This window comes from Streptomyces brevispora (assembly GCF_007829885.1).
GTDB lineage: Bacteria > Actinomycetota > Actinomycetes > Streptomycetales > Streptomycetaceae > Streptomyces > Streptomyces brevispora.
This window is the reverse complement of the sequence record NZ_VIWW01000001.1, coordinates 2,949,034-2,966,293: the sequence shown is the minus strand read 5'-3', so window position 1 is coordinate 2,966,293 and position 17,260 is coordinate 2,949,034. Positions and strand designations below refer to the sequence as shown.

Here is a 17,260-nt window from a genome sequence, read left to right as displayed (position 1 = left end):
GCCAGCAGACCAACGGCCACGGACCAGCAGATTCCCCCTCCACCCGCACCATCAGGTGACGGCGGAACGACTCAAAGACTCACAGACCGCCCTCTCGGAACGGCGGCCAGGTGGCGTCGGGCCGGCCTCTGGGCCAACGCCTTGGCTGTTGCTTCTTCCGCGTCGGTCAGTGGAATGTCGGTGCGGCCGGCGTGCCGGCCGGACAGGCTCCATTCGGTCTGACCGTGCCTGATCAGGATCAGTTCGCCCATGGCCGTGCACCATGCCGGGCGACATGTTTCGCGGAAGTCCACTCAGCCGAATCGGCTGATCACCCGGTAGTGGTCGCTTCTGCGGTACGTGTGTGAGGTGGGCCCGTGCGGAGAGCCCGCGGGCCCGCTGCCAGGTCCGCCCGCCTGCGCAGGGCGAGTTCGGCGAAGACGGTCTTGCCGACGGTGCGTGGCTCGACGCCCCAGCGATCGGCGAGCCGAGCGACGATCAGCAGCCCGCGCCCGTAGCAGTCGTCGTCCTCCGCCTCGCGCGGTGCGGGCAGCCGCTCGCCGCGCGGGTCGCTGGCCTCGATGCGGAGGGTGGTGGCGGTGAGGATGAGGTGGACGCGGAAGAGCCGTCCCCTCATGCAGCCGTGCAGTAGGGCATTGGTCGCCAACTCGCTGACCAGCAAGGCAACTTCTGCGGCGTGGTTGGGATGGCCCCACTCGGAGACCAGCCGCACGGCTCGACGCCGGCAGAGGGTGACGCTGCGTGCGGTGGGGGTGTAGTCGACGCGGTCCTCCTGGAGGACGGGCTCGGGTACGGGGACCTTCTCCTGGGCTGCGGTCATGGGCGCGTGCCTCTCGGTGAGGGGGCGGTGGCGATGCCGACCCTGAGCAGGGCAGGGCGGTGCACTACCGCCGGGCGGTGCCGCTGTGTGAGCGGCTCAGGACTGAACGTAGCGAGTTGACGTACGCTGCACAATCTCTCGGAGATAAATATCCCCAACTGAGTGATTGTGGCGGGACGACCCGCAGTTGGAGACTGTCTCCGACAACAGGAGGTGGTGGGCTGTGCCGAAGTCGCGGGCGGATACGGGCAACCGGGTATCTACGGTTCTTGCGCGTCAGCTGGGCGGTCAATTGCTGGGCTTCAGGGAGGCTGCCGGGCTGAACCAGGCGCAGGCCGCGGCAACCCTCAGTGCTCAGGCTGCCAAGGTCGCCAAGATGGAACATGGCTGGGTGCCGTTTCGGGACCCAGACGTCATCGCGCTCTGCCAGGCCTACGGGGTCGACAGCCCGGACACGGTGGATGGTCTGCTCAAGCTGGCCAAGTTGGATCGGGAGCGTCGGCGGGCAAAGGGCTGGTGGGTTACCTCGCTGACGCAGGGAAGCCTGCGCGAGTACATCGCCATGGAGGACGTTGCGCTCAGGCTGCAAACATGGCAACTTGCCCTGATCCCGGGCCTGTTTCAGACACCCGAGTACATGAGAGCCCTCGCGGTTGCCGCCGTGTCGCCCGATCGGATCGACGAGGTCGAGGGGGCTTGACCCGGGATCGTGGACACCGGTTGTCATGCGGCGGTGGTCAGCGTAACTGATCGTTGTTCGAAGGCGTTCGGGCTGATCTGGCCGATGCTGGAGTGCCTCCTTCTGGTGTTGTAGCGGGTGGCCCATCGGAAGACCGCGAGGCGGGCCGATCGGGCATCTGACCAGCGTTTCTTTCCCTGAAGCGTCTCGCGTTTCATGGTCGCGTTGAACGACTCGGCGGCGGCGTTGTCCGCGCTCGTGCCCACCGCGCCGCGCGATCTAACTACGCCGAGGTCGGTGCAGACCTGGGCGAACTCCTTCGAGGCGTATTGCGCCCCGTTGTCGCTGTGGAAGATCGCTCCGCGCAGGCCGTCGGCGCCCCGGACCGCCGCCGCAGCCTTGAGCGCGTCGGTGACCAGCCCGGTGCGCATGTGGTCGGCGATCGACCAGCCCGCCAGGCGCTTCGAGCACAGGTCCAACACCGTTGCCAGATAAAGGAATTGGCCGTTCCCGACGGGGAGATACGTTACGTCACCCACGTACTTCGTGTTCGGCGTCTTCGCGGTGAAGTCGCGCCGTAGCAGGTCGGGAACCGGTGTCGCCGACGGCTCGGGGATGGTGGTGCGGACCTTCTTGCGCAGGTGGAAGCCGACGATGCCTCGCGCACGCATGACCCGTGCGACGCGTTTGTGATTGACGCGTACTCCGGCGTCGCGAAGCTCGGCGGTGACCCGCGGGGCGCCGTAAGTCCCGTCGGACTCGGCGTGGATGGCGGTGATCCGCTCGGCGAGGTCGGCATCCGCCCTGACCCGCCCGGCCCGCGCGTCCGCGCCGGCGATCCAACGGTAGAACCCGGACCGCGAGACGGCCAGGATCCGGCACAGCCGCTTGACGCCGAAGGCGCCACGATGATCGTCAACGAACTGGAAGCGGCTGCTCACCAGCTGGTCTCCGCCGCAAAATACTTCGCGGCCCTCCGCAGGATCTCCCGCTCGAGCTCGAGTTCCTTCACTCGCGCCCGCAGCTGCCGGTTCTCCTTCTCCATCGCGCTGGCCTGGCCGGCGCCGGGCCGGGCGGCCTGCTCGGCATCCCGCACCCAGGTGCGGAGCGTCTCGTGGTTGACGCCCAGGTCCTTGGCCACCGACGCGTACGTCCCACCCGGGCTGGCGTGGTACAGCGCGACGGCATCAGCCCGGAACTCAGGCGAGTACTTCGACGTCCCCAACGGGAACTCCTGTTCTTCGGATCCTCACGATCCAATGATCAGGGTGTCCACGATCAAGGGCTAACCCCCGAGCGCCTGGTCGATGTGCGATTGCGTCGCCAACGACGCCTGCGTGGCGACAACCCACTGCGTGTGCACGCGGTGATCTGGGAAGCGGCACTGCGGCAGATGATCGGTGGACCACGGGTCATGCGACAGCAGCTTGAGCATCTGTGCGCACTCGCGGATCAGCCGAATATTGACGTGCAGGTGCTTCCGTTTCGGGCGGGGGTGCATTCGTGCGGTGGCGGGCCCTTCAACATCCTGTCGTTCGCCGAATCAGGAGCGCTGGACGTCGTCCACATGGATGGGCTGCGCTCCACCAACTGGGTCGAAGGGGCCGAGGAGAGCGCCGCCTACACTGATTTGTTTGCACGCACCTGTGCCACGAGTCTGTCGCCGTACGACTCGTTGCGGCTCATAGAGAGCATTGCCAAAGGGATGAACGAGTGACCGAGTTTCGCTTCAGGACGTCCAGTTACAGTGAGCCGAACGGTGAGTGTGTCGAGGTCGCCCTCAACGTCCCCCGTACCGTCGCAGTCCGCGACTCCAAGCAGCCCGACGGCCCAGTCCTCCTTCTCGCCCCCACCGCGTGGGACGCCTTCCAGGAGACCCTGGGGCGGCAGCCGTAGGACCCGCCGGCAGTCGGCCACCTCGGGGGCGGCTCTCACCCGCGCCCACCGCGCCGCAGGCGGCGCGCACTCCTCGGACTCGGTGACGGCTGACCCCGGGCGCTCTCCGAAGCCCCGGCCGAAGCCGAGGCGGCGAAAATCTTGGTGTGCGGGGCGGACGGAACCGGGTAACGTCGTGGGCATGTTCTTCCAGACGCCGATTTACGAGTGAGCGCGTGACGGGCCCCTGCTGATGTCCCTGGACGTCGCCGCGCCCGTCCCCCACCGATGAATCCGTAGATCACTTCACATCATTCCGGGAGAACCCATGACCGTCAGCAAGAACATCAACAACCCCGTGGGCATGGGCGGCGGCCAGCGCAAGAGGCTGTCCCGCGCCGAACGGCAGAACAACGGTCCGCACCGCAACCTCGACCGCAAGGGTGCCGCCGACCAGAAGGCGGAGCTGGTGCGCAAGATGCGCGAGAAGACGGGCGCGGCCGAGGACGCCGGGCAGACGGACGACGACACCGCACAGAGCTGACCCACCAGCTGACCCACCGCCGCCGCAGGGCGGCACCGCACGGGGCGGGGCCCGGACCGCGACGCGCGCGGTCCGGGCCCTGCTGTCGTACCGGGCGCGGCCGGTCCCGCTCGGCTCGCGGCCGCCGCCCCGCGCCATCCGTGCGGGGCTGATCGTCGTTACTCGGCCGCGCTGTTGGGCGTGGGCATCAGCGCGTCCCACAGGGCCGTGGACTCGCCGCGGTTGCGGGCGCTGAGCTCTTCCCAGCACCAGCAACGGCGGCGCAGCACGAGGCGTAGCGGGCCGACTGAGTCCGTGATCACACGGTAGGAAAAGAAGTGGGCGGGATCGCGTCGGGCTGGTAGCTTCCAGTTGACCGCGACACCGCCCGAGGAGGTGAGACCCATGAACGCAGTAGCGATGTGGGTGCTCCCCCTTGCCGTCACGGTCGGGCGACTGACGTAGGTGTCGCCGGGAGCGCCTCGACAACAAGGCACTCCCGAAAGGCAACAGCCATGAACTCTCTCCATTTCACCGCTGAGTCGTCGTCGAACGGCATGGTCCAGCGGGACTTCGCCGTGGGCGAGGTCCCCGGCGTTCTCTGGTCGCCGGCCCCCGGCGCCGACCGCGCGCCCCTGATCCTGTTGGCCCACGACGGCGGCAAGCACAAGAAGCACCCGGCGATGACGGGCCGCGCCCACCGTCTCGTGACCGGCTGCGGCTTCCATGTCGCCGTCATCGACGCGCCCGGTCACGGCGACCGGCCGCGCACCGCGCGTGACGAGCGGGAGAAGCTCGCACTGGCCGGGGCGAGGGCCGCGGGCGAACCGGTGGGCCCGATCGTCCTGCGCCACAACGCACATGTGGCGGAACTCGTCGTGCCCGAGTGGCAGGCGACTCTGGACGCGCTCCAGGAACTTCCGGAGATCGGCACCGACGGGCAGGTCGGCTTCTTCGGCGTCCGCATGGGCACCGCGATCGGAGTGCCGCTCGTGGCGGTCGAGCCCAGGATCACTGCCGCGGTCTTCGGACTGCACTGGCCCGACGACCTGGCCGAGAAGGCGAAGCAGATCACCATCCCCATCGAGTTCGCCATGCAGTGGGACGACGAGCACATCCCGCGCGAGGCCGGTCTCGCACTGTTCGACGCCTTCGCCTCGAAGGAGAAGACGTTGCACGCCAACGCGGGCAAGCAGGGTGAGCTGCCCAGGTTCGAGGCGGACAGCGCGGTCCACTTCTTCGCCCGGCACTTCGGCCGGGCGGTCACCTTGCCGGCCTGAAGGTGAGCGGTAGCGGCGTCCGGTCCGCCCATCGGGCGCCGCCACCGCGGCCCGGGCCGAGGCCGCGTATCCAGGAACCCTGGCGCGCGTCCACAGGCCCGGGCAGCGCTCCGCCCGCGTCCGCTGGTGCCGCCTGTCCGGCGGGATCCCGCCGGACAGGCGCCTGGTCCCGGGAAGGGCTCAGCGTTTGAGCAGGAAGGTGAAGTCGCCGGAGAGCCTGCCGGTCAGCCGGCTCGCCGAAACGAGCTTCCCCTCCGCGATCAGTCTCCCGACCTCCGCCCGCGAAAGACCGCAACCCTCAGCGATCAGTCGCGCCGGCCGGACAGGAATCCGCGCCGCGAAGCGGACCGAGACGTCGATGACGTCGACCACCTCGCGGTCCGGGTGATCCGGTCCGCCGGTGTCGAGGCGCCAGGCGTTGTCCCAGTCGAGAGCGATGCGATTACGGCGTCGCAGCACCGGATCCTGGAGCAGCTCGGCCGCCAGGCCGGGGTCGTTGTCGTGCATCCGGTCCAGCAACTCAGGCCGTACGGAGCGCACATGGGTCCGCTCCAGGACCGTGAGCTTCGTGGTTTCCCCGCAAGCGGTGCAGAGGGCGAGGAGCCAGGCGTCGAGCAGCTTGTGGTTCGCGTTGACGCGGAACTTGCCGTTCGCCCGGAAGCTCTCGGACGCGCACGTGTGGCAACGGCGGAGGACGAGTGGCAGGCAAGTGGGCATGACGACCCAGTTGTTGAGCACAGAGGTACACCGGTTTCAGTGAGAAGTCCGCAGCAAAAAGCAGCGCGGCACACAGGTGCGACGCGCGACAGATCAGCACTCGGGAGGTCTCAAACGGTGTACAACGGAACGCCCTTGCGTAGACGACGTGGATCGGCAGCACGGATGCGGTGCTGACATGGATCGGCAGCACGGTAACCGTGCGCGGGGGCCCGGTTCCAGTGGTTTTCAGGGCCTCACCGTGGGGCCGCGCCTACCCGGGAGGTAATAGCCGTGGGCTGCGGACCGCGGCAAGAATGGTGATCGCCGCACCGGCAGGGGCGGGTTCTGAACTGGAGGACTGGACATGGAAGTTACCGCGCCCACGCCCGTGACAACCCGCGCCGCCGTGCAGGAGTTGCTGCGCCGGATCGGCGAAGGAGACCCCGAGCGCATCGCCGAGCTGTACGCCGAGCGGGTCGACTGGAAGCTGGACTGGCCGGAGGCCGAACACGGCCGCACCGCCACGCCGTGGATCCGCCACCGCTCCACCCGCGCCGAGGCCGCCGCCCACTACCGCGAGCTCGCCGAGCACCACGTGCCCGGGGCCGCGGCCACCGAGATCGAGCGCGTCCTCGTGGACGGCGACGACGCGGTCGTGCTCGGCGAGATCCGGCAGACCGCCCGGTCCACCGGACGTGCCTACCGCGCACGGTTCGCCCTGCACCTCACGGTCGAACACGGACTGGTCACCCGGCACCACGTCTACGAGGACAGCCTGGCGGTGGCTCGGGGCTTCGAGGCGGAAGGCCCGAGCGCGGACCTCGCCCGGTCGGGGGCATGACGCCGTCCGCGATCAGGAGGGGGATGCCCCTCCTGATGCACCTGCCCGCCGGATTTCGCCCCGCGGGCAGGCCGGCGATCGACGGACCCCTGACGCAGATCGCGTACGGGGAAAGGGAGGACCTGTGACTCAGGCGGTGCGGCGGGCCTTGCGGCGGCGCACCGCGACGGCGGTGCCGCCACCGGCGACGAGCAGGGCGGCGGCCACACCGGCGATCGCCGCGGTGTTGTCGTTCGTGCCGGTCTCGGCGAGACCGGAGCCCTTGGCCGCGGCCGGCGGGGCGCTGTTGGCCTTCATGGTCCTGTCGATCCAGCCCGCGTAGGCGGGCGCGCTGGTGTAGAGGCCAGGACCCTGCGAGCACGGCACCTTGGGGGCGCCGGGCCCCGAGGTGACGCCGATCAGCTCCCAGCGGCCGTCCCGGCCCTTGTGGACCTGCGGCCCGCCGGAGTCCCCGAAGCACGCCATGGCCTTGGGCACCGTGGTGATCGTGCACAGTCGGGTCCGGTCCGCGTAGCCGGGCGCGCACTCGGATTCGGCGCCCCTGCGGGTGTTCAGCTCCTGCAGCCGGTCCGGGAACTTGAGCTCGGTGTCGGCGGTGGTGCCGAAGCCCAGAAGCCGGGTCGGCGTGCCGGGCTGCCCGGCCTGCTCGGCGATCTTGATGGGTTTCCCGGCGACCGGGCGGTCCAGGCGTATCAGCGCCATGTCGTTCTTGTTGGCGGCCTTGCCGTCGCCGTTCACATAGTCGGGGTGGACGAAGGTCCGGTCGATCTTCCGAACGGTGCCGCCGGACTTGCGGTGGTCGCTGCCGACGCGCACGATGCCGTCCAGCTCAAGGCCTTCGCCCTTCACACAGTGGGCCGCCGTCAGCACCCACTGCTCATCGATCAGCGACGCCCCACAGGTCCCGTCCTTCAGACCCAGCGTCGGGGCCGACTCCGGAATGGTCGCCATGAACGGGTAGCTCTCGGTGGAGTCCGACCCGTTGACGATGGCCCCGGCGTTGCCGGCCATGAAGGTCGCGCAGGCCGCGGCGGCGAGAGCGCCGACGGCAGCGGTGCGGGCGGCGTGGCGGCGCGGCGGCTTGAAGCTGAACACAGAAGGCCCTTTTTGTTCGGTGGATTTGTCTGCATTCAGCCTCGTTGTTCGCCGCCCCGCGGACCATCCGGGCAACAGGCCGGTCGATGCTGTGGCCAGCCCCCCTCTCTGTACGGGGGAAACCCCTGGGCCGGGAGCGCGGCCACGACGAGGAACGGCCGAGGCGGCGAATGCCCCCGGCGATGTCGGCCCCGAGAGGAGCCGGCCGTGGCTGCCGGTCTGCGGACCGGACGACGTAGGTACCCATGGGCGGCGGGCCGACCCGACCGCGGCGGGCACAGGATGTCGGGTCCGGCGCGGTGGGACTTCCCTAGCGTGGAGACCACTGAGGGAAGGACGGCCAGGAGTGCTGGAGCGGCTGAATCAGGCGATGGACCACATCGAGGACCACCTCGGTGAGCCCATCGACGTGGCCGAGCCGGCCCGTATCGCCATGACGTCGGAGTACCACTTCCGGCGGATGTTCTCCGCGTTGGCGGGCATCCCGCTCTCCGAGTACGTCCGCCGCCGACGGCTGACGCTCGCCGGGGCCGAGGTGCTCGCCGGGGAGCGGACGCTGCTCGATGTCGCGGTGCGGTACGGGTACGGCTCGGGCGAGGCCTTCGCGCGTGCCTTCCGCGCCATGCACGGGGTCGGCCCCGGCGAGGCGCGGCGGACGGGTGCGGCGCTGCACTCCCAGCCCCGGATGTCCTTCCGGCTGATCGTCGAAGGGAAGAGCGGCATGCGCTACCGAGTGGTGGAGAAGGACGGGTTCAGGCTCGTGGGCAGGGGGACGCGGGTCCCGCTGGTCCACGAGGGGATGAACCCGGCCATCGTGGAGTTCGTCAGAAGCATCGGCAGGGAGACGCTGGACAGTTGGGAGGCGTATGCGAACGGAGAGCCCGAAGGTGTCCTCGCCGCCGTCAGCGACCACTCCGCGGATGACGCGGAGGGCACCGAAATCGGCTACTTCCACGGGGTGGTGAGCGACGCGGAGGTGCCCGGGGCCTCGGACAGCCTCGATGCCGAGCCGGGTACGTGGGCGGTGTTCGAGTCCTCGGGCGAGTTCCCGTCGGCGGTCCAGTACCTCTGGCGGGACGTGTACACGCAGTGGTTCCCGTCGAACCCGTACCGCGGCCGGCCCGGTCCGTCGCTCTCGCGTACACGCGTGTCCGAGGACGGCACGCACGCGGAGGCGGAGGTGTGGATTCCGGTGGAGCGCGTGCGTGAGTGAGCGGGTGACCGGCCGTGGTCGGTTACTCCGGGCGGATGTGCGGAGTCAGGCTGAGTCAGGCCCCGGCGGGGCCGTCAGGCACGGCCGGCGGCGACGCAGAACTCGTTGCCCTCCGGGTCCGCCATCAGAACGTGGTGCCCGTCGAACACCTCCAGGGCGGTGCCGCCCGCGCGCACCAGGCGTTCGGACTCCGCCCTGATCCGCGCCCATCGTTCCTCGGGAGTGCCGTGGCCCGGCACTCGGACGTCCATGTGGAGCCGGTTCTTCGCCGTCTTGGGCTCGGGGACCTTGAGGATGGACAGACGGGGGCCGGCGCCGTCGGGATCGCAGAGCCACGCGCTGTCGTCGATGTGGTCGTCCTCCGGCAGGTCGAAGGACGCGAACCACTCCTCGCGGGTGGTGAAGGGAGCCGGCGGCGGCTCGTCGACATAGCCGAGGGCCGTCTTCCAGAAGACGGCGAGGGTCTGTGCGTCCGCGCAATCGAGCGTCAGGTCGATTCTGGCTGCCATGGGGGGAACCGTAGTGCGTGCCTCTGACAGCCGTCCGGTCGGAAACGGCCTCCGCGACCGGCGGCCCGGACGTCGACGGGCCCGGCGCACGTGGTGACGTGTGCCGGGCCCGTCGTTGACCGCGGTGAGCGGTGCCGCTTCTTCGAGTCGCCCGTGCGGGCTAGCTCTTGAAGCCGTAGTCCATGAGCTTCTTCGCGTCCGCGGTCCGGGTGGTCTCGGACGTGGCCGTCAGGACGGTACCGATGACCGTCTTGCCGTTGCGGGTCGCGGCGAAGACCAGGCAGTACTTGGCCGCCGGGCCGGAGCCGGTCTTCACACCGATCGCGCCGCTGTAGGTGCCCAGCAGCTTGTTGGTGTTGGTCCACGACATGTAGCGGTAGCCACCGCTCTTCGTCGTGACCTTCTGCTTCGTCGACTGGGTCTTCACGACGGTGCGGAAGGTGGAGTACTTCATCGCGCTGCTCGCGAGCTTCGTCAGATCGCGCGGGGTCGAGTAGTTGGTCCCGTTCCCTATGCCGTCGAACGAGTCGAAGTGGGTGTTCTTCAGGCCGAGGGTCTTCGCGGTGCTGTTCATCTTGCCGATGAACGACTTCACCCGGGCCGCGCGCGTCGAGCCGGAGCCGAACTTGTCGGCCAGGGCGTACGCGGCGTCGCAGCCGGACGGCAGCATCAGGCCGTACATCAGCTGGCGGACCGTGACCTTGTCGCCCACGATGAGGCGGGCCGAGGACGCGCCCTTGGAGACGATGTAGTCGCTGTACGCCTTCTGGATCGTGACCTTCGAATCCAGGTTGAGGCCCTTCTCGGCCAGCACCACCCGGGCGGTCATGATCTTGGTGGTGGAACCGGTGGACCGGCGGGTGTCCGCGGCCTTGGTGAAGAGGGTCTTCCCGGTACCGTCGTTCATCACGAAGCCGCCCTTGGCGACGATCGTGGGCGGCTTCGGCGCGGCGGCCTGGGCCTGGGAGGCGAACGCGCCACCCGCGATGACGGCACCTGCGGTGAGAGCGACCGTGGCAGTGGCCGATACACGCCTTATGCCCTTAATGCCGATATTCAAGTTGAACGCTCCAAATGCCCCTGGAATGCGGCCACATGAGGGTGCCGCGCGCTGATGAGACTTATCAGGCCGGTGAATGGTTGTGGCCCGTGAGGGGTGATTTTCCACGACATTCGGGGGCGCGGATTCCGGATGTGGGGTGCGGTGCGCGCGAGGGGCGCGCGCGGGAGCGTGCGCCGGAGGTGTGCGTCCGCATCGTGGAACGGGTCCGTCATGCGTGCATGTTGTATCTAAGCTGTGCACATGCCTGCTCCAGCCCCGTCCCCCGTCCGTCCGCCCGTGAAGCGGCCCCCCGCCGCCGAGCGCGTCTACACCCACATCAAGGAAGCGGTCCTGGACCGCCGGTACGAGGGCGGGACGCTCCTCACCGAGGGCGATCTCGCGGACGCCGTGGGGGTCTCCCGCACGCCCGTGCGCGAGGCGCTGCTGCGGCTGGAGGTGGAGGGGCTGATCAAGCTCTACCCGAAGAAGGGCGCCCTGGTGCTCGCCGTCTCCGCGCAGGAGATCGCGGACGTCGTGGAGACCCGGCTGCTCGTCGAGGAGTTCGCCGTGCGCCGGGCCGTGCCCGCTTCGGCGAAGCTGATCGCCCGGCTGGAGGAGCTGCTGGAGGAGCAGCGGCAGATGTCGGAGGCCGGTGATCTGGCCGCCGTTTCCGTGAAGGACCGCTGCTTCCACGCCGAGATCGTCCGGCACGCCGGCAACGAGATCCTGTCCCGCCTCTACGACCAGCTGCGCGACCGGCAGCTGCGGATGGGCGTCGCCGTCATGGAGGCCCACCCCGGCAGGATCTCCGCCAACATCACCGAGCACGGCGAGCTGCTGGAGGCGATCAGGGCCGGTGACGCGGAGGGCGCCGCACACGTCGTGCGCCGTCATGTGAGCCGGGTCAAGGTGCTGGTCAGGGGTGAGGACCGGTGAGTTCGGCCGCCGCCCCCACCCTTTCCCTGCCCGGCGATCCGCCCGGCGGCCGGCGTGCCGCCCGGGTCTGGGGCGTCGGTGTCGCCGTCTACTTCGTCGCCATCATCTTCCGCACCAGCCTGGGCGTCGCCGGACTCGACGCCGCCGACCGGTTCGACGTCAACGCCTCGGCGCTCTCCACCTTCTCCATCCTTCAGCTGCTCGTCTACGCGGGCATGCAGATACCCGTCGGCCTGATGGTGGACCGGCTGGGCACCAAGAAGGTCCTCACCATCGGCGCCATCCTGTTCACCCTCGGACAGCTCGGCTTCGCGCTCTCCCCCTCCTACGGTGCCGCACTGGCCTCCCGCGCCCTGCTGGGCTGCGGCGACGCGATGACGTTCATCAGCGTGCTGCGGCTGGGGGCGCGCTGGTTCCCGGCCCGGCGCGGCCCGCTGATCGGGCAGGTCGCCGCGCTCTTCGGGATGGCGGGCAACCTCGTCTCGACGCTGGTGATCGCCCGGTCCCTGCACGGCCTCGGCTGGACCACCACCTTCGTCGGCAGCTCGCTGGCCGGGGTCGTGGTGCTGGTCCTGCTGCTGCTCTTCCTGAAGGACCACCCCGAGGGGTACGAGCCGCCGCCCGTCGAGCACGCCGGCGGGGCGTACGTGCGCAAGCAGATCGCCACCGCCTGGCGGGAACCCGGCACCCGGCTCGGCATGTGGGTGCACTTCACCACGCAGTTCCCGGCCATGGTGTTCCTGCTGCTGTGGGGGATGCCGTTCCTGGTGGAGGCGCAGGGGCTGAGCCGGGGGACCGCGGGAGAACTGCTCACCCTGGTGGTGCTGTCCAACATGGCCGTCGGCCTCGTCTACGGGCAGATCATCGCCCGCCACCACGCGGCCCGTATCCCGCTCGTGCTGGGCACGGTCGCGATGACGGCGCTGCTGTGGGCGTCGGCCATCCTGCACCCCGGGGACCATGCGCCGATGTGGCTGCTGGTCACCCTGTGCGTGGTGCTCGGCGCCTGCGGGCCCGCGTCGATGATCGGCTTCGACTTCGCCCGCCCGGCCAACCCGCCGGAGCGCCAGGGCACCGCGTCGGGCATCGTCAACATGGGCGGCTTCGTCGCGTCGATGAGCACGCTGTTCGCCGTCGGGGTGCTGCTGGACGCGACCGGCGACAACTACCGCGTCGCGTTCGCCTCGGTCTTCGTCCTGGAGACGCTCGGGGTCGTACAGATCCTGCGGCTGCGGGCCAGGGCCGCGCACCGGGAGCGCGAGCACCATGTGATCAGCCGCGTGGAGGCCGTGCACGTACCGGCGTAGCCCCTGCCGCTGTGCCCGTTCCCGTCCCTGCCGCTGTCCCCGTCCCTGTGCCCGGACACGGCGGCGCGCCCGTCCCCCCTGCGGGGCGGGCACGCCGATTGCCGTGACTACGGGGTGACGGCGAAGTTCTGCAGGATGGCGGCCGCCAGGTCCTGGTCGCCCTCGGCCTTGATCCGGTCCATGACCGCGCTCGCCCGCACCCGGCCGCAGGCCAGCCGGACGTACGTCTCCCAGTCCATCGCCAGCGTCACCGCGGGACCCAGGGACGGCGAACCGTCCACCGAACCGCGGCCCTCCGCGTCGACCCGGACGGTGCGCAGGAACTCCACCGGCCCGTGCACATCCAGCACGACCGCCGAGTTGGGCGGTGCGCCCGCGTCCTTCGCGACCACCTTCGGCAGCGCGGCCAGCAGTGTGTCCCGGACGATCGCGGCACCAGGGGAGTCCAGGTTGCCGGGCTTGCCCAGCGTCGTACGCAGATCCTGCTCGTGCACCCAGACGTCGAAGGCGCGCATCCGCAGCGCCAGTTCCAGGGTCTGCTCGGCGCCGAGCGGCGCGCGCGTCATGGTCTCCGGGTCCCGCGTCTCGTTGCGCAGCTGACGGGACCTGCGGATGATCGTGTACTCCAGCTCGGAGGTCATCTCCGGTGCGGTGTGGTGACGCCGTACGTCGACCTGCATCTCCATGTAGCGGGCGAAGTCGTTCTGCACGTGGTAGAGATCGCGCGGCAGTGTGTGGATCGGGCGCGGGTCGCCGAGCTGTTCGCACTCCATGCCGATGATGTGCGACACGATGTCGCGCACCGACCAGTTGGGGCATGGAGTACGGCCGTTCCACTCGCCCTCGGTGAGCGGGTTCACCAGCTCGGCTATCGACTCGATGGAGTGGGTCCAGGCGTCGGTGTAGGTCTGGAGGCTGGGATGGACGGTCACGTGACCCCTCGTGCGGTTCTGCGGTGCATGGGCTGGAGAACTGGGCGCGGATGGCGGGCTGCGAGCTGCAATGAGGTTCGGTCGGTCCAAGTTACGCTGCGAGCAGGCACCCCGGCAGTGCTTTCGTGTGACGATCGTAGGCCCGTGTTGACGGCTCAGATGCCAGGACGGTGGTAGTGTGCGCGCCTCTCTCATCCAGATCGCAGTAGACCCGGACGAATCCGTCAATTCCCGCAGGGGGCGAGCGGCCTCGCTGGTCGCGGCCCAGCGAGGTGCGGATCTGGTGGTCCTGCCCGAGCTCTGGCCGGTCGGAGCCTTCGCCTACACGGCGTTCGAGGACGAGGCCGAACCGCTGTGCGGCCCCACGCACGAGGTGATGGCCAAGGCCGCCGCCGACGCCGGGGTCTGGCTGCACGCCGGCTCCTTCGTCGAACGGGCCGAGGACGGCGCGCTCTACAACACCACGCTCGTCTTCAACCCCGAGGGCGAGCGGGCCGCCGTGTACCGCAAGATCCACCGCTTCGGCTTCGACAAGGGCGAGGCGGTCATGATGGGCGCCGGCGACGAACTGGTCACGCTCGCCCTGCCGCAGACCACGCTCGGCCTCGCCACCTGCTACGACCTGCGCTTCCCGGAGATGTTCCGCGGGCTGGTCGACGCGGGCGCCGAGACCCTGGTCGTCGCCGCGGGCTGGCCCGAGCGCCGCCGCGCCCACTGGACACTGCTCGCGCAGGCGCGGGCCGTCGAGAACCAGGCCTACGTCCTGGCCGTCGGCTCCGCGGGCACCCACGCCGGAATCCAGCAGGCCGGGCACAGCATCGTCGTCGACCCCTGGGGCGAGGTGCTCGCCGAGGCGGGCGCGGACGAGGAGGTGCTGAGCGTGGAGTTCGACCCGGGCCGGGTCGCCACCACCCGGGAACAGTTCCCGGCCCTCAAGGACCGCCGGCTGGGACTCGTGCCGCCGGCCGTCCTCGGATAGCCGCGCACCATCGTCCGCGCGGTGCCTGTTTCACGTGAAACAGGCACCGCCGCCGCTCAGTGCTCGTGCTCCTTCTCCGCGAGCACGATGACGCACACCGCCACCGCGATCAGCAGCGCCGTGTCGGCGTCCTCCCGCACGACATCGATCCCGTACGTGTCCCGGACGGTCAGCCAGCGGCGCGAGATCTGGGCCAGCAGCTCCCCGTCGTACTCCACCGCGAACTCGCGGTCCAGGATCTTGCCGCTGACGTCGAGCTCGGTGCCGTCCACCAGCGTCACCCGGTAGTGGTTGCGCAGCAGTGAAAGGCGCTTCCGCTTGATCTTGGCCAGCTGCTCGCCGTCCCGCTCGATGAGCATCGTGTCGCGCAGGCTGATCAGTTTCTGCCGGATCTCTACGAGGATCCGGCCCTGCGCGTCCTTCAGCTCGAAGGTTTCACGCACCCGCATGGCCTTGCCGTCGACGAGGAAGACCTTGCGCCCGTCCGCATCCTCGATCCAGTAGTCGTCGCCGATGCCGAACAGCCGCTCACGCACAAGAAGTCTCATGGCTCACAGGTTCCCCGAGGCACCTGTGGAATGCGTGGACGCCACGGTGATGTTGACTGTTCACATGGCAACACGTGCGCGCGTCAGGGCCCCCGAACTGATCGGCAAGGGCGGCTGGCTCAATACAGGCGACCAGCAGTACACCCTCGCTGACCTGCGGGGACGTATCGTGATCTTGGATTTTTGGACGTTCTGCTGCGTGAACTGTCTGCATGTCCTCGATGAGCTGCGCGAGCTGGAGGAGAAGCACCGCGACACCGTGGTGATCATCGGCGTGCACTCGCCGAAGTTCGTCCATGAGGCGGAGCACCAGGCCGTCGTCGACGCCGTCGAGCGGTACGAGGTGCACCACCCGGTGCTGGACGACCCCGAGCTCGCGACCTGGAAGCAGTACGCCGTACGCGCCTGGCCGACGCTCGTCGTCGTCGACCCCGAGGGCTATGTCGTCGCCCAGCACGCCGGCGAGGGCCACGCCCACGCCATCGAGAAGCTCGTCGAGGAGCTGGAGGCCGAGCACACGGCCAAGGGCACCCTGCGACGCGGCGACGGGCCGTACGTGGCGCCCGAGCCCGTGGCGACGCACCTGCGGTTCCCCGGGAAGGCGCTGCTGCTGGCCGACGGCGGCTTCCTGGTCTCCGACACCACCCGCCACCGGCTGGTCGAGCTGGAAGCGGACGGCGAGACCGTCCGCCGCCACTTCGGCACCGGCGACCGCGGGTTCGCGGACGGCGGGCCCGAAGAGGTCCGGTTCAGCGAGCCGCAGGGGCTGGCGGTGCTGCCCGACGGGCGGATCGCCGTCGCCGACACGGTGAACCACGCCCTTCGCGCGCTCGACCTCACGACCGGTGCGACGACCACCCTCGCCGGCAGCGGCAGCCAGTGGTGGCAGGGGGCGCCGACCAGCGGCGCGGGCCGCGAGGTGAACCTCTCCTCGCCGTGGGACGTCGCCTGGTTCGACGGCAGGCTCTGGATCGCCATGGCGGGCGTGCACCAGCTGTGGACGTACGACCCCGCGAACGGCACCGTGCGGGTCGCGGCAGGCACGACGAACGAGGGGCTGGTCGACGGTCCGGGCGAGGAGGCCTGGTTCGCCCAGCCGTCCGGGCTCGCCGCGACCGAGGACCGGCTCTGGGTCGCCGACTCGGAGACGTCCGCGCTGCGCTACGTCGACCGGGAGGGCGCCGTCCACACCGTCGTCGGCACCGGACTCTTCGACTTCGGCCACCGCGACGGTGCCGCCGCTCAGGCACTGCTCCAGCACCCGCTGGGCGTCACCGCACTGCCCGACGGATCCGTCGCCGTCTGCGACACGTACAACCACGCCCTGCGCCGCTACGACCCGGCGAGCGGTGAGGTCACCACGCTCGCCACGGATCTGCGCGAACCCAGCGACGCGGTGCTGGTCGACGGCGATCTCGTGGTCGTCGAGTCCGCCGGGCACCGGCTGACCCGGCTGCGGCTGCCCGAGGAGGCGGTACGCGTCGCGGAACAGTCGCACCGCACCCAGCGCGTCGCCACCGAGATCGCCCCCGGCACGCTCCGGCTCGACGTCGTCTTCCAGGCGCCCGCCGGGCAGAAGCTGGACACCCGGTACGGGCCCTCGACCCGGCTGCTGGTCTCCTCGACCCCGCCGGAGCTGCTGGCCGGGGGCGACGGAGCGGGCACCGACCTGTTCCGCGACCTGGTCCTCGCGGACGGGGTGACCGAGGGCGTCCTGCACGTCTCGGCGATGGCCGCGTCCTGTGACGACGATCCCGCGAACGAGTACCCGGCCTGCCATGTCCACCAACAGGACTGGGGCGTCCCCGTCCACGTCAGTGCACAGGGCACGCCCCGGCTGCCGCTCGTGCTCGCCGGGATGGACGAACAGGGCTGACAGCGGCCTCGCGGGAGGAAGAGCAGGCGGCTCGGCCGTCGTCGGCGCCGACGACGACGGCCGCATCGTGCGCCCCGCCGGGACTCACCCGTCGTCGGTGAGCCGT

Annotated in this window: 21 protein-coding genes and 1 pseudogene; 11 read left to right on the top strand and 11 right to left on the bottom strand. The window is 69.8% G+C overall.

Annotated features, from left to right (window positions below):
• Positions 1–71: 71 nt before the first annotated feature.
• Together FHX80_RS36385 and FHX80_RS13690 are read right to left on the bottom strand one after the other, a co-directional pair.
• On the bottom strand, positions 72–251 hold the full coding sequence (locus tag FHX80_RS36385; RefSeq protein WP_280118750.1) for a histidine phosphatase family protein: 180 nt from the start codon (positions 249–251) through the stop codon (positions 72–74).
• 59 nt (positions 252–310) lie between these two features.
• Complete coding sequence (locus FHX80_RS13690; RefSeq protein ID WP_145764454.1) at positions 311–820, bottom strand: ATP-binding protein; 510 nt, start codon at positions 818–820, stop codon at positions 311–313.
• A gap of 223 nt (positions 821–1,043) precedes the next feature.
• Between FHX80_RS13690 and FHX80_RS13685 the strand changes: the two genes are divergently transcribed.
• Positions 1,044–1,520 carry a Scr1 family TA system antitoxin-like transcriptional regulator gene (locus FHX80_RS13685; RefSeq protein ID WP_145764453.1) on the top strand — a complete coding sequence of 159 codons (477 nt, stop codon included), beginning with the start codon at positions 1,044–1,046 and terminating at the stop codon, positions 1,518–1,520.
• Positions 1,521–1,543: 23 nt separating this feature from the next.
• On the opposite strand, the gene FHX80_RS13680 is transcribed toward FHX80_RS13685, so the two are convergent.
• A protein-coding gene (locus FHX80_RS13680; RefSeq protein ID WP_145764452.1) for an IS3 family transposase occupies positions 1,544–2,724 on the bottom strand; the annotation gives its coding sequence in 2 pieces (ribosomal slippage) (positions 1,544–2,457 and positions 2,457–2,724; 1,182 coding nt in all).
• On the opposite strand from FHX80_RS13680, the gene FHX80_RS13675 reads away from it, so the two are divergent.
• The 3 genes from FHX80_RS13675 (at position 2,614) to FHX80_RS13665 (ending at position 3,918) form a co-directional block, all read left to right on the top strand.
• Positions 2,614–3,216: a DUF5753 domain-containing protein gene (locus FHX80_RS13675; protein WP_341874020.1), complete on the top strand. Its 603-nt coding sequence runs from the start codon at positions 2,614–2,616 to the stop codon at positions 3,214–3,216. The genes FHX80_RS13680 and FHX80_RS13675 overlap by 111 nt on opposite strands.
• A complete protein-coding gene (locus FHX80_RS13670; protein ID WP_145764450.1) occupies positions 3,213–3,395 on the top strand; it encodes a DUF397 domain-containing protein in 183 nt (60 codons plus the stop codon). Before FHX80_RS13675 ends, FHX80_RS13670 begins: the two co-directional genes overlap by 4 nt.
• Before the next feature lie 307 nt (positions 3,396–3,702).
• Complete coding sequence (locus FHX80_RS13665; RefSeq protein WP_145764449.1) at positions 3,703–3,918, top strand: DUF6243 family protein; 216 nt, start codon at positions 3,703–3,705, stop codon at positions 3,916–3,918.
• 158 nt (positions 3,919–4,076) lie between these two features.
• Here the strand turns inward: FHX80_RS13665 and FHX80_RS34700 are convergent, their stop codons facing one another.
• Positions 4,077–4,220, bottom strand: coding sequence for a hypothetical protein (locus FHX80_RS34700; protein WP_167523531.1), 144 nt, complete (start codon positions 4,218–4,220; stop codon positions 4,077–4,079).
• 192 nt (positions 4,221–4,412) lie between these two features.
• Here FHX80_RS34700 and FHX80_RS13660 point away from each other — a divergent pair, with 192 nt between their 5' ends.
• Positions 4,413–5,177, top strand: a complete 765-nt coding sequence (locus FHX80_RS13660; protein ID WP_145764448.1) for an alpha/beta hydrolase — start codon at positions 4,413–4,415, stop codon at positions 5,175–5,177.
• A 180-nt stretch (positions 5,178–5,357) separates the two neighbouring features.
• On the opposite strand, the gene FHX80_RS13655 is transcribed toward FHX80_RS13660, so the two are convergent.
• Complete coding sequence (locus tag FHX80_RS13655; RefSeq protein ID WP_145764447.1) at positions 5,358–5,915, bottom strand: DUF1062 domain-containing protein; 558 nt, start codon at positions 5,913–5,915, stop codon at positions 5,358–5,360.
• Between the two features lie 325 nt (positions 5,916–6,240).
• On the opposite strand from FHX80_RS13655, the gene FHX80_RS13650 reads away from it, so the two are divergent.
• Positions 6,241–6,717, top strand: coding sequence for a nuclear transport factor 2 family protein (locus FHX80_RS13650; RefSeq protein ID WP_145764446.1), 477 nt, complete (start codon positions 6,241–6,243; stop codon positions 6,715–6,717).
• Between the two features lie 129 nt (positions 6,718–6,846).
• Here the strand turns inward: FHX80_RS13650 and FHX80_RS36380 are convergent, their stop codons facing one another.
• Positions 6,847–7,014 carry an LAETG motif-containing sortase-dependent surface protein gene (locus tag FHX80_RS36380; protein WP_280118779.1) on the bottom strand — a complete coding sequence of 56 codons (168 nt, stop codon included), beginning with the start codon at positions 7,012–7,014 and terminating at the stop codon, positions 6,847–6,849.
• A pseudogene (locus tag FHX80_RS13645) lies at positions 7,012–7,812 on the bottom strand (S1 family peptidase); the annotation flags it as partial. The pseudogene FHX80_RS13645 and the gene FHX80_RS36380, both read right to left, overlap by 3 nt.
• Before the next feature lie 346 nt (positions 7,813–8,158).
• On the opposite strand from FHX80_RS13645, the gene FHX80_RS13640 reads away from it, so the two are divergent.
• Positions 8,159–9,025: an AraC family transcriptional regulator gene (locus FHX80_RS13640; RefSeq protein WP_145764444.1), complete on the top strand. Its 867-nt coding sequence runs from the start codon at positions 8,159–8,161 to the stop codon at positions 9,023–9,025.
• 74 nt (positions 9,026–9,099) lie between these two features.
• Here FHX80_RS13640 and FHX80_RS13635 read toward each other — a convergent pair whose 3' ends face one another.
• Together FHX80_RS13635 and FHX80_RS13630 are read right to left on the bottom strand one after the other, a co-directional pair.
• Positions 9,100–9,534, bottom strand: coding sequence for a VOC family protein (locus tag FHX80_RS13635; protein ID WP_145764443.1), 435 nt, complete (start codon positions 9,532–9,534; stop codon positions 9,100–9,102).
• Positions 9,535–9,694: 160 nt separating this feature from the next.
• Positions 9,695–10,594 carry a D-alanyl-D-alanine carboxypeptidase family protein gene (locus FHX80_RS13630; protein ID WP_145764442.1) on the bottom strand — a complete coding sequence of 300 codons (900 nt, stop codon included), beginning with the start codon at positions 10,592–10,594 and terminating at the stop codon, positions 9,695–9,697.
• Between the two features lie 243 nt (positions 10,595–10,837).
• Between FHX80_RS13630 and FHX80_RS13625 the strand changes: the two genes are divergently transcribed.
• Complete coding sequence (locus FHX80_RS13625) at positions 10,838–11,512, top strand: GntR family transcriptional regulator (protein WP_145764441.1); 675 nt, start codon at positions 10,838–10,840, stop codon at positions 11,510–11,512.
• Entirely contained in the window at positions 11,509–12,819 is a 1,311-nt protein-coding gene (locus FHX80_RS13620; protein WP_145764440.1) for an MFS transporter, read from the top strand. The genes FHX80_RS13625 and FHX80_RS13620 overlap by 4 nt, the downstream gene beginning before the upstream one ends.
• Positions 12,820–12,926: 107 nt before the next feature.
• On the opposite strand, the gene FHX80_RS13615 is transcribed toward FHX80_RS13620, so the two are convergent.
• Complete coding sequence (locus FHX80_RS13615; RefSeq protein ID WP_145764439.1) at positions 12,927–13,751, bottom strand: maleylpyruvate isomerase family mycothiol-dependent enzyme; 825 nt, start codon at positions 13,749–13,751, stop codon at positions 12,927–12,929.
• Between the two features lie 178 nt (positions 13,752–13,929).
• Between FHX80_RS13615 and FHX80_RS13610 the strand changes: the two genes are divergently transcribed.
• Complete coding sequence (locus FHX80_RS13610) at positions 13,930–14,730, top strand: carbon-nitrogen family hydrolase (RefSeq protein WP_145764438.1); 801 nt, start codon at positions 13,930–13,932, stop codon at positions 14,728–14,730.
• A gap of 56 nt (positions 14,731–14,786) precedes the next feature.
• Here FHX80_RS13610 and FHX80_RS13605 read toward each other — a convergent pair whose 3' ends face one another.
• On the bottom strand, positions 14,787–15,278 hold the full coding sequence (locus FHX80_RS13605; protein ID WP_145764437.1) for an LURP-one-related/scramblase family protein: 492 nt from the start codon (positions 15,276–15,278) through the stop codon (positions 14,787–14,789).
• 64 nt (positions 15,279–15,342) lie between these two features.
• On the opposite strand from FHX80_RS13605, the gene FHX80_RS13600 reads away from it, so the two are divergent.
• Positions 15,343–17,154, top strand: a complete 1,812-nt coding sequence (locus tag FHX80_RS13600) for an NHL domain-containing thioredoxin family protein (protein ID WP_145764436.1) — start codon at positions 15,343–15,345, stop codon at positions 17,152–17,154.
• Positions 17,155–17,260 lie beyond the last annotated feature (106 nt).